Source organism: Halolamina rubra (genome assembly GCF_000739555.1).
Taxonomy (GTDB): domain Archaea; phylum Halobacteriota; class Halobacteria; order Halobacteriales; family Haloferacaceae; genus Halolamina; species Halolamina rubra.
Window position 1 is genome coordinate 89,116 of the sequence record NZ_BBJN01000011.1, and the last position, 15,706, is coordinate 104,821.

10 protein-coding genes and 1 pseudogene are annotated in these 15,706 nt (G+C 69.8%); 3 read left to right on the forward strand and 8 right to left on the reverse strand.

Annotated features, from left to right (window positions below; genetic code table 11):
• Positions 1 to 140 precede the first annotated feature (140 nt).
• Entirely contained in the window at positions 141 to 2,072 is a 1,932-nt protein-coding gene (locus ACP95_RS03395; protein ID WP_049979856.1) for an ABC transporter ATP-binding protein, read from the forward strand.
• 52 nt (positions 2,073 to 2,124) lie between these two features.
• Here the strand turns inward: ACP95_RS03395 and mtnP are convergent, their stop codons facing one another.
• Positions 2,125 to 2,991: an S-methyl-5'-thioadenosine phosphorylase gene (mtnP, locus tag ACP95_RS03400; RefSeq protein ID WP_049979857.1), complete on the reverse strand. Its 867-nt coding sequence runs from the start codon at positions 2,989 to 2,991 to the stop codon at positions 2,125 to 2,127.
• Between the two features lie 121 nt (positions 2,992 to 3,112).
• On the opposite strand from mtnP, the gene ACP95_RS03405 reads away from it, so the two are divergent.
• On the forward strand, positions 3,113 to 4,555 hold the full coding sequence (locus tag ACP95_RS03405; RefSeq protein ID WP_049979858.1) for an MATE family efflux transporter: 1,443 nt from the start codon (positions 3,113 to 3,115) through the stop codon (positions 4,553 to 4,555).
• 93 nt (positions 4,556 to 4,648) lie between these two features.
• Here the strand turns inward: ACP95_RS03405 and ACP95_RS03410 are convergent, their stop codons facing one another.
• The 7 genes and pseudogenes from ACP95_RS03410 to alaS form a co-directional block, all read right to left on the reverse strand.
• A complete protein-coding gene (locus tag ACP95_RS03410) occupies positions 4,649 to 5,863 on the reverse strand; it encodes an MFS transporter (RefSeq protein ID WP_049979859.1) in 1,215 nt (404 codons plus the stop codon).
• A gap of 126 nt (positions 5,864 to 5,989) precedes the next feature.
• The gene (locus ACP95_RS03415; protein WP_049979860.1) at positions 5,990 to 6,946 is read right to left on the reverse strand and encodes an AEC family transporter; all 957 of its coding nucleotides are present in this window, start codon (positions 6,944 to 6,946) and stop codon (positions 5,990 to 5,992) included.
• Positions 6,947 to 7,037: 91 nt separating this feature from the next.
• Positions 7,038 to 8,024, reverse strand: a complete 987-nt coding sequence (gene corA, locus ACP95_RS03420) for a magnesium/cobalt transporter CorA (RefSeq protein WP_049979861.1) — start codon at positions 8,022 to 8,024, stop codon at positions 7,038 to 7,040.
• On the reverse strand, positions 8,021 to 8,191 hold the full coding sequence (locus ACP95_RS15995) for a hypothetical protein (protein ID WP_202593759.1): 171 nt from the start codon (positions 8,189 to 8,191) through the stop codon (positions 8,021 to 8,023). Before ACP95_RS15995 ends, corA begins: the two co-directional genes overlap by 4 nt.
• Before the next feature lie 48 nt (positions 8,192 to 8,239).
• Positions 8,240 to 9,004, reverse strand: coding sequence for an alpha/beta fold hydrolase (locus ACP95_RS03425; RefSeq protein ID WP_049979862.1), 765 nt, complete (start codon positions 9,002 to 9,004; stop codon positions 8,240 to 8,242).
• A gap of 227 nt (positions 9,005 to 9,231) precedes the next feature.
• Entirely contained in the window at positions 9,232 to 10,314 is a 1,083-nt protein-coding gene (locus ACP95_RS03430) for a hypothetical protein (RefSeq protein WP_049979863.1), read from the reverse strand.
• A 62-nt stretch (positions 10,315 to 10,376) separates the two neighbouring features.
• A pseudogene (gene alaS / locus ACP95_RS03435) lies at positions 10,377 to 13,141 on the reverse strand (alanine--tRNA ligase).
• A 172-nt stretch (positions 13,142 to 13,313) separates the two neighbouring features.
• On the opposite strand from alaS, the gene ACP95_RS03440 reads away from it, so the two are divergent.
• A partial coding sequence (locus ACP95_RS03440; RefSeq protein ID WP_049979864.1) for a GAF domain-containing protein occupies positions 13,314 to 15,706 on the forward strand: 2,393 nt, incomplete at its 3' end.

Below are 15,706 nucleotides of genomic sequence, written 5' to 3' on the forward strand. Positions count from 1 at the left end.
CACCCCACAACCCACCAGAAACTACTTTCTTCCCCGGGTCGCTCAGTCGATACCGGCGAAATCCCCCGGCTCACCCCGACGACAGCGTGTTTCGATTCGTAAAGGTTTTTCAACGCACCTCACGTCGCAACTCGTAAGAAATGTCACACCCCTCCGACCAAGACGACCCCTTCGAGGATATCCGTCAGAAGACGGATAATCCGATGCGGCGGCTGTTCGCCGAGTACGGGGCCAAGTACAAGTCCTACTTCGGCCTCGGCCTGTTCGGTAGCGTCGCCGCCCGCATCCTGGACCTCCTCCCCCCGCTCCTGCTCGGTATCGCCATCGACGCCATCTTCCGGGACAACCGCCCCTACGACCTGCCGATCGTGCCGCAGTCGTGGCTCCCCGCCACGACCGAGGGGCAGTTCTGGTTCACGATCGGCGCCATCGCCTTCGCCTTCTTCGGCGGGTCGGTGTTCCACTGGATCCGGAACTACGGCTGGAACTCCTTCGCACAGAACATCCAGCACAACGTCCGGACCGACACGTACGACAAGATGCAGCGGCTGAACATGGACTTCTTCGCCGAGAAGCAGACCGGCGAGATGATGTCCATCCTCTCGAACGACGTGAACCGGCTCGAACGGTTCCTCAACGACGGGATGAACTCCGCGTTCCGCCTCTCCGTGATGGTGGTCGGCATCGCCGGCATCCTGTTCTGGCTCAACCCCCGGCTCGCGGCCATCACGCTGCTGCCGATCCCGATCATCGCCGTGGTGACGTATAAGTTCATCGACATCATCCAGCCGAAGTACGCCGACGTGCGGAAGACGGTCGGCCACCTCAACAGCCGACTGGAGAACAACCTCGGCGGCATCAAGGTGATCAAGACGTTCAACACGGAGAGCTTCGAGTCCGAGCGCGTCGACGACGTGTCGATGGACTACTACGACGCCAACTGGGACGCCATTACCACCCGGATCAAGTTCTTCCCCGCGCTGCGGGTCATCGCCGGCGTCGGCTTCGTCATCACGTTCGCCGTCGGCGGGCTCTGGGTGCTCGGCGAGGCGCCGCTGTGGATCACCGGCGGCCAGGAGACGCTCGACGAGGGGGTGTTCGTCTCGTTCATCCTCTACACCCAGCGGTTCATCTGGCCGATGGCGCAGTTCGGCTCGATCATCAACATGTACCAGCGGGCTCGGGCCTCCAGCGCCCGGATGTTCGGCCTGATGGACACCCCCTCCCGGATCGTCGAGGACCCGGACGCCGACGAGCTCGAGGTCACCGACGGCCGCGTCGAGTACGACGACGTGAGCTTCGGCTACGACGAGGAGACCATCGTCGACGACATCAACTTCGAGGTCGACGGCGGCAACACGCTCGCGCTCGTCGGCCCGACCGGGGCCGGCAAGTCGACGGTGCTGAAGCTCCTCCTCCGGATGTACGACGTGGACGAGGGGTCGATCGAGATCGACGGCCAGGACATCCGCGACGTGACGATCCCCTCGCTCCGGAAGAAGCTCGGCTACGTCTCCCAGGACACGTTCATGTTCTACGGGACGGTGTCGGACAACATCGAGTACGGCACGTTCGGCGCCGACCACGAGCAGGTCGTCGAGGCCGCCAAGGCCGCCGAGGCTCACGAGTTCATCATGAACCTCCCCGAGGGGTACGAGACCGAGATCGGGGAGCGCGGCGTGAAGCTCTCGGGCGGCCAGCGCCAGCGCCTCTCCATCGCCCGCGCGATGCTGAAGGACCCGGAGATCCTGATCCTCGACGAGGCGACCTCCGACGTGGACACGGAGACGGAGATGCTGATCCAGCGCTCCATCGACAAGCTCACCGAGGACCGCACGACGTTCGCGATCGCCCACCGGCTCTCGACGATCAAGGACGCCGACCAGATCCTCGTGCTCGAGGACGGGCAGATCGCCGAGCGCGGCACGCACGACGAACTGCTCGCGGAGGACGGCCTCTACGCCCACCTCTGGGGCGTGCAGGCCGGCGAGATCGACGAGCTCCCCGAGGAGTTCATCGAGCGCGCTCAGGAGCGCCACGCGCAGGCCGACGTCGACGTGGACGACGACTAGCGCCCAAAAGCAGCTTCCGGCAGTCCCGCGGCGTCTTTCGTCTCGCGCTTACTCAGTCGTCGAGGTAGTCGCCGACGAAGAGGTCGACGCGCTCGCGCGTTTCTTCGGGAATCGCTTCGGTCGGCGTGTTGATCGTCCCCTCGAGCGAGCTGTGGCAACTGCACTCGTGATCTTCGGGGAACGTCCGGATCGCCTCCTCGATCGCGGCCTTGATCGCGTCCTCGTTCGCCGACGCGTTCTCCAGCACCTCCTGTAGCGTCACCTCGTGGTCTTCCTTCCACACGTCGTAGTCGGTGACGCCGGCCAGCGTCGCGTAGCACATCTCGGCCTCACGGGCGAGCTTGGCTTCGGGGATCGCCGTCATGCCGACCACGTCCCAGCCCTGCTCGCGGTAGAACTCCGACTCGGCCTTCGTGGAGTACTGGGGCCCCTCGATACAGACGTACGTGCCGCCCTCCTCGACGTGGCCGTCGGTGTCGACGCGCTCGGCGGCGTCGCTGAGGTGGTCGACCATCTCGGGGCAGTACGGCTGGGCGAACGGCTGGTGGACGACGATCCCGTCGCCGAAGAAGGAGAGGTCGCGGTGTTTCGTCCGGTCGTAGATCTGGTCCGGCACGACGAGCGTGCGCGGCGGTAGGTCCTCACGGAGGCTCCCGACGGCGTTGGTCGCGAGCACGTGGTCGACGCCGACCTGCTTCAGCGCGTAGATGTTCGCGCGGTACGGGAGGTTCGTCGGCGAGTGCTGGTGGTCCGGGCCGTGCCGGGGGAGGAACGCGACCTCGCGGCCGGTGTCGCCGAACTCGCCGATCGTGACCGGCGACGACGGCTCGCCGTAGGGCGTCTGGACGGTGACTTCGCGCGTGTTCGACAGCGGGAGCGCCTCGTAGATGCCCGATCCGCCGATGAAGCCGATGGTCATACCCGCCGGTTGGGCGGCCCGCGGAATAAACGGCGGCGGTTCGCGCCCCCCGGCGGGTGGCTGTGCACCGTGCTACCGCCTGTTGCTCGTCTTCAAGACCCCCCGTGACTTTCGATACGTAATGACCTCCACGCCCTCCGAACGCGCCTCGCTTACGCGGGGCCCCCTGCTGCGCCCGCTCGTCCGGCTGGCGTGGCCGCTGGTGGCGATCCAGCTCCTCCAGGTCGCCTACAACCTCGTCGACACCGTCTGGCTGGGCCGGCTCTCCGCGGACGCCGTCGGCGCGCTCAGCCTGGCGTTCCCGCTCGTGTTCCTCGTCATCGCCGTCGGCGGCGGGTTCACCGCCGCGGGCGCGATCCTCGTCGCCCAGCACACCGGCGCCGGCGGCGAGCGCGCGGCCGGCCGGATCGCGGGGCAGACGCTCGGCTTCGTCAGCCTCGTCGCCGTCGCCGTCGGCGCGTTCGGCTTCCTCGCGACGGGGCCGCTGCTCGGCCTGCTGCCGGCCGACGCCGCGACCGCCGAGCGCGTCGTCCCGCTGGCGGCCGAGTACATGCGGGTGTTCTTCCTCGGCGCGCCGGCGCTGTTCGGCTTCTTCGTGTTCACGGCGCTGATGCGCGGCGTCGGCGACACCCGGACGCCGCTGGTGGTGATGGTGCTCTCCGTCGTCGTCAACGTCGCGCTCGACCCGTTCCTGATCTTCGGCTGGTGGGTGTTCCCCGCCTGGGGCGTCCAGGGCGCCGCCGTCGCGACGGTCATCTCCCGGGCCGTCGCGACGCTCGCCGGACTGTACGTCCTCTTCGGCACGGATCTCGGCCCGACGATCGAGCCGCGGGACCTGATCCCCGAGCCCGGGCCGGTCCGGGAGATCGTCGAGCTGGGCGTCCCCACCGCGCTGGAGCAGTCCGGCACCGCGCTGGCGATGGTGATCGCCACCGCGATGGTCGCGACGTTCCCGCCGGCGGTCGTCGCCGCCTACGGGCTGGGGAACCGCCTGCTCTCGCTGGTGACGCTGCCGGCGATGGGGCTCTCACAGGCGATCGACACCGCGGTCGGCCAGAACCTCGGCGCCGCAGAACCCGAGCGGGCGACCCGCGCCGTCAAGCTCGGCATGACGCTCGTCGTCGCCGTGCTCGCGGTCGTCGCCGTCGTCGTCGCGACGGTGCCCGAGCCGATCGTCTCGGTGTTCCTGCCGGCCCGGAGCGAGGCGGCCGTCGCGACGATCGGCCACGCGTCGACGTACCTCCGGATCGCGAGCGTCGCGTTCGTGTTCTTCGGCGCGTTCCAGGTCGCGATGGGGACGTTCCGCGGCGCGGGCAACACCACGACGGCGCTGGCTCTCTCGCTGGTGGCGCTGTGGGTGGTCCGCCTGCCGGCGACGTACCTGCTCGCCTTCCCGCTCGAGTGGGGGCCGACCGGGGTCTGGACCGCGGTCGCACTCGGGGATATCGTCGGCGCGCTCGTCGCCGTCGCGTGGCTCTCACGGGGGACGTGGAAGTCCGCAGTAATCGAGACGGAGCCGACGCCCGCGCCGACGCAGAACGTCCCGCCGCCGTCGGACGACTAGTGCTTCGCGGTACGCTGTCAACCGCGAGGGACGACTGACCGGCAGGCGGTCAGCCGGGCAGGGAAGACGACTGACCGACAGGCGGTCGACCGCTCAGGTCGCTTCCGTTCGCTCGCCGGCTTCGATCGGAACCGACGGCCGCCACGCGACGAGTGTGAGCGCCAACCCGACCAGCAACAGCGCGCCCAGCCCACCGAGCCCGGTCGAGAGTGCGTACGCCGTCGCCAGCCCCCCGCCGACGAGGTTCAGCGGCGCCGTGAACAGCGAGCGGACTGTCGACGCCGCCGACAGCACCGTCGCCCGGCCCTCGTCGGTCCGGTCGTTGAGGTACTGCCCGAAGATGGGGGTCGTTGCGCTCCTGACCGCTCGGCCGAGCACGAACACCGGCAGCGCCAGCGCGGGTGCGATGGCGACGATTACCAGCGAGAGCCCCAGCAGCGGCGGACCGACGAAGAACCACCCGCGAGCGCCGAAGCGATCCTCGATCCAGCCCGCCCGCGCGGCGACGCCCGCGGAGGCGAGCGTGAGCCCGGCGTACAGCGGCCCCAGCTCCGTCGCGGAGAGCCACGGCGTCGCCACCGCCACGGGCTGGAGGTAGAACTCCATCGTGTTCGTGATCCCCGCGAGCAGCCCGACTGCGAGCACCAGCGGGCCGACCGCGCGGTTCGCGAGCGTCGACCGGACCGCGGCGAACGTCTCCCCGGGCGAGAAGCGCGCCGTCCCGCTCTCCTCGCCGACTGTGCGATCCGGCTCGTCCATCCCGAGCAGGGTCGCGAGCCCGGTCGTGAGCGCGACGCCCTCGAGCAGCCACGGGTAGATCGGGTCGAGGGCGTACAGCCCGCCGCCGACGAGCGAGGCGCCCGCGAGCGTCGCGAGCCCGATCGCGCTCGCGCGCCCGGAGACGTGCGCGAACCGGTCGTCGGCGGCGTCGCCGGCCAGCGTCTCGTAGAGCCACGCGTCGGTCGCGCCGGAGCGGAACGCCTCCGCGACCGCGCGGACGACCATGATCGCCGCGAACGCGGCGAACGAACGGGCGAACACGAACCCGACGATCCCCAGCGCCGACAGCCCGGTGCCGGCGAGCAGGCTGGCCCGGCGGCCGAACCGGTCGCCGAGGTAGCCCGTCGGCGTCTCCGCGGCCACGACGAACACGGTGAACAGCGCCTCGACGGCGCCGATCTGGGCGAGCGAGAGGCCGCGGGACTGGAAGAACAGAACGTAGATCGGGAGGCTGAACCCCGCCGACTGGCTCGCGCGGAACGCGTAGAACCGTACGATCTCGGCGCGGGGCATCGCCGGTCGGTCCATACCCACTGTGTACCACACCACAATTATAAATTTTCAGTCACTTAGTGACGTGGTCACGTCCCATAGGTTCGGGATAGCGTGACACGGCGGTGAGAAACCGGAACGCGAGGCGGACCGGCCGTGCGACTACACGAGCAGCCCGGACTGCAGCACCGAGATCAGGAGCGTCAGCAGCGGCACCGACAGCACCGTCGTCACCGCCACGACCGTCGAGACGAACTCCGGCGCGCTCACGCCGCCGACCTCCACGTCGTCGGCGAACTCGATCAGCAGCATCAGCGGCGTCACGGCCGCGGGCATCGCCGACTCCAGCACGAACGTCCGGGCGACCGTCGGCTCGTCGAACCCGAGCAGGAGCGCGACGCCGACGGCGACGGCGGGCGCGACCAGCATCTTCCCGACGGTCGCGACGGTGATCTGGGGGGCGGCTGCGCCGAAGTCGGTGTTCGCCAGTTGGATCCCCAGGATCAGCAGCATCACGGGGATCGAGGCGTCGCCGACCAGCTGGAGCGTCTCCATCGCGGTCGAGTCGGCGGCCGGCACGAGGTCCAGCGCCCGCGCGAGCAGGCCGACGGCGACGGCGTAGATCAGCGGGATGCGGAACACGCGCTTGACGGCGCCGAGCCCCGCGCTGCCGCCGCCGCGGGAGGCGACGTAGACGCCGATCGTGTACATCAGCACCGCCTGCACCGCGACGTACAGCACCGCCACGCCCCGGCCGACGGTGCCGAACGCGAAGTCGCTGACGGGGATCCCGTAGTTGCCGGCGTTGGGGAACGTCGCCACCAGCACCAGCGCCGAGAGGGTGGCGTCGTCGACGCCGAGCAGCCGCCCCGAGAGCTCCACGATCGCGGCCATCCCCAGCGTGAACGCGGTGACGGCGGCGGCGAGTTTCAGCAGCGTCCCGCCGCCGAGCTCCGTCGCCATCAGGCTGTGCAGCACCAGCGCCGGCGCGAGCACGTACACGACGGCGGTGTTGAGCGGCCCGGGCTCCACGTCCTTCACCCGGCCGAGGACGACGCCGACGGCCGCGATCAGGACGATCGGCAGGATAGCGGAGGCGAAGATCGAGAGCAGCGACACTACCGGGGGCTCACGCCGGCACCGGCAAGAGGGGTTCGGTTCCGGCGATCGGGCCCGGCCCGTGTCGGCGCCCTCCCCGCCGCTCCGGCGCTCAGAGCCAGCCCTGCCGCCGGAAGTGGGCGAGCATCAGGGCGGCGACGAGCGCCATCCCCAGCATCGTCGCCGGGTAGCCGTACGTCCAGCCCAGTTCCGGCATCGACAGCGGCGTGCCCGCGAAGTTCATCCCGTAGACGCCGACGACGAACGTCAGCGGGATGAAGATCGTCGCGACCACCGTCAGCGTCTTCATCACCTCGTTGGTCGACTGGGAGACGGCGTTGAGGTAGATATCCCGCGATCCGCTCGTCAGGTCGCGGTACGTCTCGATCAGGTCGACGACCTGGACGAGGTGGTCGTACACGTCCCGGTAGTACTTCTCGTTCTGCTCGGCGACGTGCGGGCTGTCGCCCCGTGCGAGCGTGCCGACGGCTTCCCGGGTCGGCCAGGCGACCTTCCGGAAGGCGAGCAGGTCCCGGCGCACGGCGTTGAGCTCCTCGAGGATCTCCGGCTCCGGGTGGTTCAGCACGCGCTCCTCGACGGCCTCGATGTCGGTCTCGATCTCGTCGAGCACGTCGAAGTAGTCGTCGACGACGGCGTCGAGCACGCGGTAGGCGAGGAAGTCCGCGCCGCGGTCGGCGATCCGGGCGCTGTTGCGGGCGATCGCCGGCGCCGTCGGCGCCACGAGATCGAGCCCCGGCGGCGCGACGGTCACGAGCCAGCCGTCGCCGACGAACAGCCCGACCGACTGCGTGTGGATCTCCTTCCCGAACGCCACGTCGTCGCGCTGGCTCAGGCGGGTGGTTTTGACGAGGACGAACGTGTGCTCGTCGAACGCCTCGGTTTTCGGGCGGGTGTGCTCGTCGAGCACGTCCTCGACGGCCAGCGGGTGGAGGCCGAAGCGCTCGCGGACTGGCTCCAGATCCGCCGCGGAGTCGACGCCGGCGTGGACCCACGTCTCCCCCGGCGCGTCGACGGCCGCGCCCACGTCGTCGTACGCCTCGACGCCGTCGCGCGTGTACACGACGGCCTGCAGCGTCATCGATCACCCCCGGCCGCCTGCAGCCCCCCGATCGCCAGGAGCACGGTCCCGACCATGACGGCGGTGAGCGAGAACGCCCGGCCGGGGTAGGCGACGAGGGTGCCGGCGGCGTAGCCGAGCAGGCCGGCGACGAGCAGGCCGCCGCCCGCGACTGTGCGTCGGTGCATGCGCTCGCGTTCGCGGGTCGGGTAGTTAAATCCGCCCGCGGGGTCGGGCTAGGACTCCAGGAACGTCAGCAGCCGGTCGTTCACCACCTTCGACGCCTCGACGCCCGCGAGATGGCCCGCCCCCTCGACCTCGAACAGCTCCGCCTTCGGGAGGTCGGCGGCGAGTTCGCGCCCCCGCGCGATCGGGCAGAGCCGGTCGTCGGTGCCGTGGACCACCAGCGTCGGCACGGTGATCTCGTAGGGCGCGTCGACCGCGAACGACTCCAGCGCCGCGGCCTGTTTCACCCACGACTCGGTGTCGGCGTCCTCCGCGGCGCGCCACTCGACGATCTGCCTGATCGCGTCGGGCTGGGCGTCGACGAACTCGCGGGAGAACGCCGCCTCGAGCGACTCCCGGAGCGCCGTCTCGTCCGTCGGCGCCGCGGCGAGCGGCCCGGGGTCGTAGCCGTCGCCCGAGAGCGCCGTCCCGATCAGCGTGAGGGACTTGACGCGGCCGGTCGTCCGGGCCAGTTCGAGCGCCACCATCCCGCCGAGGCCGGCGCCGACGACGTGGGCCGCGCGCACGTCGTGGTCCCGCAGCACCGCGACCGCGTCGGCGGCCAGCGTCTCGACGGTGCAGTCCGCGGGCGGGTCCTCGGAGCGCCCGCAGCCGCGGGTGTCGGCGACGATCGTCTCGTAGGGGCCCGCGAGGGCGGCGTGCTGCCAGCCCCACTGCCAGGCGCCCAGTCCCACGTCGCCACAGCACAGCACCGCCTCGCCGTCGCCGTCGGTCTCGTAGTACAGCGAGACGCCGTCGTTGCTCGCGTAGGGCACGGCGGGGGGTTCGGACGGGTCGGTGTTTACCGTTCCGGACACCCCTGGTGGGAGAACGCGCGTTATCTCGGCGGGGGCGGCACTGGCTGGACTCGCTGTGGCGCCCTCGGCCGCTCGACCGCCCGTACCGAGCGACCGGTATCGTCGATCGAGGCGGCATCGGTCGCTTCTCCCGTGTGTCGGGACGGTGTCGATGCGACAGTCGGTAACGGGGCGACGGCCAGCCGCTACCCCGGAAGCGAGACGGCCATGTTCAACACCTGCGGGAGCAGCACACTGACGAAGATCTGGGACCACATTGCGAACGTCGTGGGATAGGTGCTCGTGTTCCGAACGTGGGCGATCGTCTCCTGGACCTCCTCGTACCGGTCCCAGTCGTCGACGTTGTCCGGGTGGACTCGGTAGGGGTCGTCCACCGCGGTCCTGATCTCCCGCTCGAGTTCCGCCATGCGTTCCTCCCGCTTCGACTCCATCAGCGTGTGGACCCGGTACATCGAGTAGCCGATACTCAGAACACCGACGAACCAGATCGCCGAGATCGCCACCTGATAGATCGGGCCGGGCGCCGGATACGGGGAGTCGATCACCCCCGCGAGCAGGACGGGTGCGTGGGTCTGCAGGAACCAGAGCAGCAGGACCCCGGTGTAGATGTAGTAGGATCGTTTGAGAAGCTGGCCGATCGGTTCGAACCCACCCAGGTTCCGGGGGTCGTAGAAGAACAGATCGACGTCAGCTCGGGCGAGCCGCCGCGGGACGATCAGGTGGACGGCGACGTAGGAGATCGCCAACTCGACGAGCGTGGGGATCACGATCAGCGGGAAGCTGACCAGTTGTCCGTACAGCACGAGTCCGACGCCGCTGATCGACACCAGCTCGCCGATCCCGAGAACCCCGAAGACGAAGGCGTAGTTGGCAACGAGCGCTCCACCGTAGGCCATCAGCCGGGCTCGAAGCGAGAGGAGCCCCTCGAACCGCTTCCGGTGGGACTCGTCGACGTGGCCGTCGTCGATGTGGAGCGATACCACGGCGTCGGCGTATTCGTCGTGGAGATAGCGCACCCCGACGACCGCGAGCAGCGTCATCAGTGGGATCGCTAACGAGTTCGGTTGCGAGATGAAGGAGCTCTTCCCGGTGACGAAGTAGTTGTAGGTGTCGAAGAATCCGTACTCGACGAACAGGCCGACCGCGACGAACAGGTACGGCGGGTAGATGTCGGGCCCAGGAAGCCACTCACTCAGTCGCTCGAACCCGAGCCGCCGGGCGATGATCTCTATCAGCAGGTCGTTCCGATACCGTCGGACGTCGGACATGCGCGCATCTGTACTTCCACCGATAGAAATAGCTACGCCAGCCGGCGAACCGTGATCCCTGCCTACGCCGCCTGCTTCCGTCGCAGCACGTCGGGCGCGTCCTCGAGCGCCTCGTCGAGCGCGTCGACGTCCGGGCCGCCGCCCTGCGCGAAGTCCGGCGGGCCGCCGCCGCCGCCACCGACTTTCCGGGCGAGTTCGCCGATCACCTCGCCGGCGTCGATGTCGACGCCGTCGGGGACGCCGACGACGATCTGGGCGGAGTCGTCGGCGCCGGAGCCGACGACCGCGATCTTCCCCTCGCCGACGAGGGCGTTGGCGGTCGCCTGCAGCTCGTCGCGTCGGCGTCGATGCGCTGGATCACGGCGATCGTGCCGTCGATCTCGACCTCCTCGCCCGCGCCGGCGCCGCCCGCGCGGGCCTCCGCGAGCTGCTCCTTGAGCTCCTCGATCGTCTTGCCGCGCTCCTTCCACTCGCCGAAGAAGCGCTCGGCGGCGCCGGGCACTTCGTCGGGGTTCACGTCGAACGTGTCGGCGGCGTCGTACAGCGCGTCCTCGGTGCGCTGGGTCGCCTCGATGGCGGCCTCGCCCGCGGCGAACACGAACCGCTCGACGCCGTCCTGCACGGGCTCGGTGTTCAGGATCTTGATCGTCCCCACGTCGCCGGTGCGGTTGACGTGGGTGCCGCCGCAGGCCTGCACGTCGTCGCCGACGTGGATCAGCCGGATGTTCTCGCCCGGCGGGATGCCGCCCTGGTAGAGGTCGAACCCGTGCTGCTCCTCGGCCTCGTGGCGCTCTGGCCACTCCTGGCGGACGCTGGTGTTGTCGGTCACCATCCCGTTGGCGACGCGCTCGATCTCCTTCACCTCCTCGCGGCTCACGCGGTCGTAGTGGTTCACGTCCAGCCGGGAGCTGTCGACGCCCTTCTGGGCGCCGGCCTGCCGGACGTGCTCGCCGAGCACCTGCCGCGCCGCGGCGCCGACGATGTGGGTCGCGGTGTGGTGCTGCATCAGCCGGCGGCGGCGCTCGGCGTCGATCTGGCCGGTGACGAACTCGCCTTTCTCGGGGCGCTCGTCGGTCCGGTGGAGGATCACGCCGTCGCGGAGCTGGACGTCGGTCACCGCGACGCTGCCGTCCTCGCTGACCAGCGTGCCGTGGTCGGCGGGCTGGCCGCCGCCCTCGGGGTAGAACATGGTCTGGTCGAGCACCACGTCGTACCCCTCCTCGCGCTCCAGAACGTCGAGGACGACCGCCTCGAACTCCATGCGGTCCTGGTCCTCGTAGTAGAGCTGGTCGGTCTCGGGCAGGTCGTCGACGCGGTCGGTCTCCTCCTGTGTCTCCTCCAGGGCCTCCTCGGCGTCGTGGCGCTCGGCGACCAGCGAGTAGAAGTCGTCCGGCTCGTCGACTTCGGCGCCGCGCTCCTCGGCGATCTCCGTCACCATCGACGGCTGGATCCCGTGGGAGTCGTACAGCTCGATCAGCGTCTCGGTCGGGATCGGCGTGCCGGCCGCGGCGTGCTCGTCGGCGAGCTGGCGCACCTTCCGGCCGCCGCGTTCCAGCGTCTCGCGGTACTTGCGCTCCTCCGTGCGGACGATGTCGCGGATCGTGTCGCGGTTCTCGTACCCCAGTCGCTCGGCCTCGCGGTCGACGAGCTCGTCGAGCGGCACGTCGACGCCCACGTCGTCGACCAGCCGTTTGGTACGCCGGAGCACCATCCGGGCGAGGTAGCCCGTGCCGACGTTCGAGGGGACGATCTCGTCGCCGAACATGTATGCGAGACAGCGCGCGTGGTCGGCGATGGCGTAGATGGCTTCGAGGGGCTCCATCAGCGCCTCGAGCCGTTCCACGTCCACGTCGAGGCGCTCGGCGATGTTGTCGCGGGCGGCCTCCATGTCCTCGGCCTCGTCGATGTCCATGTGGCCCGCGAGCTTGGAGGCGCGGTGGACGAGGTCCTGCTCCGCCTCGGTCATGTCGATGCCGGCGTTCTCCTTCAGGAACTCGATGCTCTCGGGGTAGATCGCCTCGTACACCGTCGGCGTCCCCTGACTCATCCACGTCCAGCGCTCGATCCCGTACCCCGTGTCGACGACCCGGCGGTCCATCTCGGAGTACGTGTTGCCGTCCTTCATCTCGTACTCGCCGTCGGGGTCCTGCTCGAGCATCATGAACACGAGCGTCGCCAGCTCGAGCCCCTTGTAGATCACCTCGAAGGCGGGGCCGGCGTTGCCGCCGCCGACCCACGGGTCCTCGATGAACGTGATCTCCTCCCGGGGGACGCCCATCGACGAGAAGAACTCCTCGCAGTACTCGACACACTGGTCCTTCCAGTAGACCTCGCCCTCGTAGGCGTAGTCGGTGCCCTCGTCGGCGTTGAACGCGTGGTGGCCGCCCATCTCGAACGCCATCGTGTGCCGGCCGGTCTTCCCGACGTTGTCGATGTCCTGCATCCGGATGCAGGGCTGAGAAACCACGAGGGGGTTCGCCGGCGGCGGCGACTGCCCGCTGGTGACGTGGGGCTGGAAGTCGTAGATCGACGCCTGGGTCAGCAGCACGTCGTCGCGCCAGCGGTTGGCGGCGACGGGCGCGGGGTCGACGCGCTCGTGGTCGTGCTCCTCGAAGAACGACAGGAACTGCTCGCGCATCTCGTTCAGCGAGTACGCCTCGTCGAAGCCGGGGTCGTCGATGAACCCGTAGTCCTCACACGGCGGCTCCCCGCAGGTCTCGCGCTCGACGCGGCTCCAGAAGTGGGCGCCACACGAGGAACAGGTCTGGCGTTCGAACCCGTTCTCCGCGAAGTAGTCGAGACGGTACTCGCTCTCGAGCTCGCTCATTACCGGATGTGGTCTACCGCCGGGCAAAAGGATTCCGGGGTCGTTCGCGTCCCAACGCCCGGACACTGGCGGGCCGGACCGGCGCGGGCAACCAGTTGTGGTTCATCCGTGACGGGACTTACCGAAACACATATGTGACCGACTCGCAAGAGGAACAGTAACTGTTCAACTCGTGCCACGTCGAACCGAGATCCTCGTAGTCGGTGACTCACCCTGTGAGGGCGCCGGTGCGCTGCTCGAACGGGACGGGTTCACCGGCCGCGCCTGCCAGCTGTCGGAAGCCCGCTCGGCGTTCGAGGAGCTCCACCCGGACTGTCTGGTCGTCTGTGACGGCTCGATCCCGACGGCGCTGGCGGCGGCGGCCTCGGAGGCCGGCTGTCCGATCGTCGACTGCGACGAGCCCCCGGTCGCCACGCGGGGCGACGTGAGCGAGGCCGACGAGGGCGGGCTCGACGACCGCGTCGCCGCGGCCGTCGACGGCACGCCCAACCGCGAGCGGATCGCCCGGCTCCACGAGGGCTCGGCGGAGCTGGTCGGGATCGAGCACCGCGGGCGGCTCCACCGCCGGATGGTCGAGATCGCCGAGGACGTGCTCGGCTTCGACGCCGCCGCGCTGTACCTCCGTGACGCCGACGGGTTCGAGCCGAGCGCCGCGACCGGCGACGAGCGCCCCGGCCGGCTCGGCCCGGCCCACGGGATGGTCGCGGCGGTGTTCGAGCGCGGCGAGCCCGCGATCGTCGACGACATCGAGAACCACCCGAGGGCCGAACAGCAGATCGAGCGCCACCGCTCGGGGCTGGTCGTGCCGTTCGGCGACGACGGCGTGTTCGCCGGGCTCTCGACGGCGTACTCGGCGTTCGACGAGGTGGATCTGGAGCTGGCGGAGCTGCTCGTCACCCACGGCTCGCAGGTCGACGCCCGGCTCCGGGCGGAGTCCGACCTGCGCGACCGCCAGGAGCGCATCACGCGGCTCCACGAAGCCGCGCCGTCGCTGATCGACGCCGACGACGAGGCGGCACTGTTCGACCGCGTCGTCGACATCACGGAGGGGGTGCTCGCGCTCGACCAGTCGGTGCTGATGATGGAGCGCGACGGCGAGCTCACCCCCGTCGGCGGCCGCACCGACCGGGTCGACGAGGTGTCGACCGACGCCGGGATCGTCGGCCGGACGTACAACGAGAATCAGTCGTTCCTCGTCACCGACGCCGACACGAACCCCGACGCCGAGCCCGCGAACGAGCTCGTCAAGTCGGCGATCAGCGTCCCGGTCGGGGAGTCTGGGGTGTTCCAGATCATCTCCGACGAGACGGGGGCGTTCGACGAGACCGACGTGGAGCTCGCGGAGCTGCTGATCGGCTACGTGGAGGCGACGCTGGACCGCATCCGCTCTGAGGACGCGCTCCGGGAGTCCCGGCAGGTGATCGAGCGGCTCCACACGACGGCGATGGAGCTCGGCACCGCCGAGACCGAGGCCGAACTGCTCGACCGCGCGGTCGACGCCGCCGAGGACGTGCTCGAGATGGACATGTGCAAGCTCGACCTCCGGGAGGGCGACGTGCTCGTCCCCGTCGCGGAGTCGGGCAACGTCCCCGAGGACGCGGGCCGGGAGATGCACGTCTCGGAGGGGCTCGCGGGGAAGACCGCCCGGACGGGCGAGTCGTTCCTGGTGCGTGACCTCCACAGCGACGACGCCGCCGAGCCGACCGATCCCGAGTTCGAGTCGGCGATCTCGGTGCCGATCGGCGAGCTCGGGGTGTTCCAGGCGGTGTCGACCGACGCAGACGCGTTCGACGAGGAGGATCTCGAACTCGCGGAGCTGTTGATGGCCCACGTCGCGGTGGCGCTGCAGCGCATCCGCGCGGAGGCGGAGCTCCGGCGGGAGCGCGACAGCCTCGAGGCGCTGTTCGAGAACATCCCCGGCGCCGCCGTCTCCTACGAGATGATCGACGGCGAGCCGATCGTCCGCCGGGTCAACGGCGCCTTCGAGCGCACGTTCGGCTACGACGCCGACGCGGTGGCGGGCGAGTCCCTCGACGAGTACATCGTGCCGTCGGAGAGCACCGACGAGGCGGCCTCGTTCAACGAGCAGCTCGCGAACGGCGAGCGCGTCCAGACCGAGGTCGAGCGCCGGACCGCCGACGGCAGCCGACACTTCCTCCTGCAGGTCACCCCGCTCGAGGTCGGCGAGGCGAACGCGCCGGGGTACGCCATCTACTCCGACGTGACCGAGCAGCGCGAGCGCGAGGCGGAGCTCCGCCGGCAGAACGAGCGGCTCGACCAGTTCGCCAGCGTCGTCTCCCACGACCTGCGCAACCCGCTCAACGTCGCCTCGGGCTACCTCAACCTGGCCCAGGAGACGGGCGACCTCGAGAAGCTCGAGCAGGTCGAGGACGCGCTCGACCGGATGGACCACCTCGTCACCGACCTGCTGTCGCTGGCCCGCGAGGGCCAGGACGTGGGCGAGACGGAGCCGATCGAGCTCTCGACGATCGCGCGGGAGTCGTGGGCCCACGTCGCGACGGGCGAGGCGTCGCTCGAGGTCGACGACGACGCGACGATCGACGC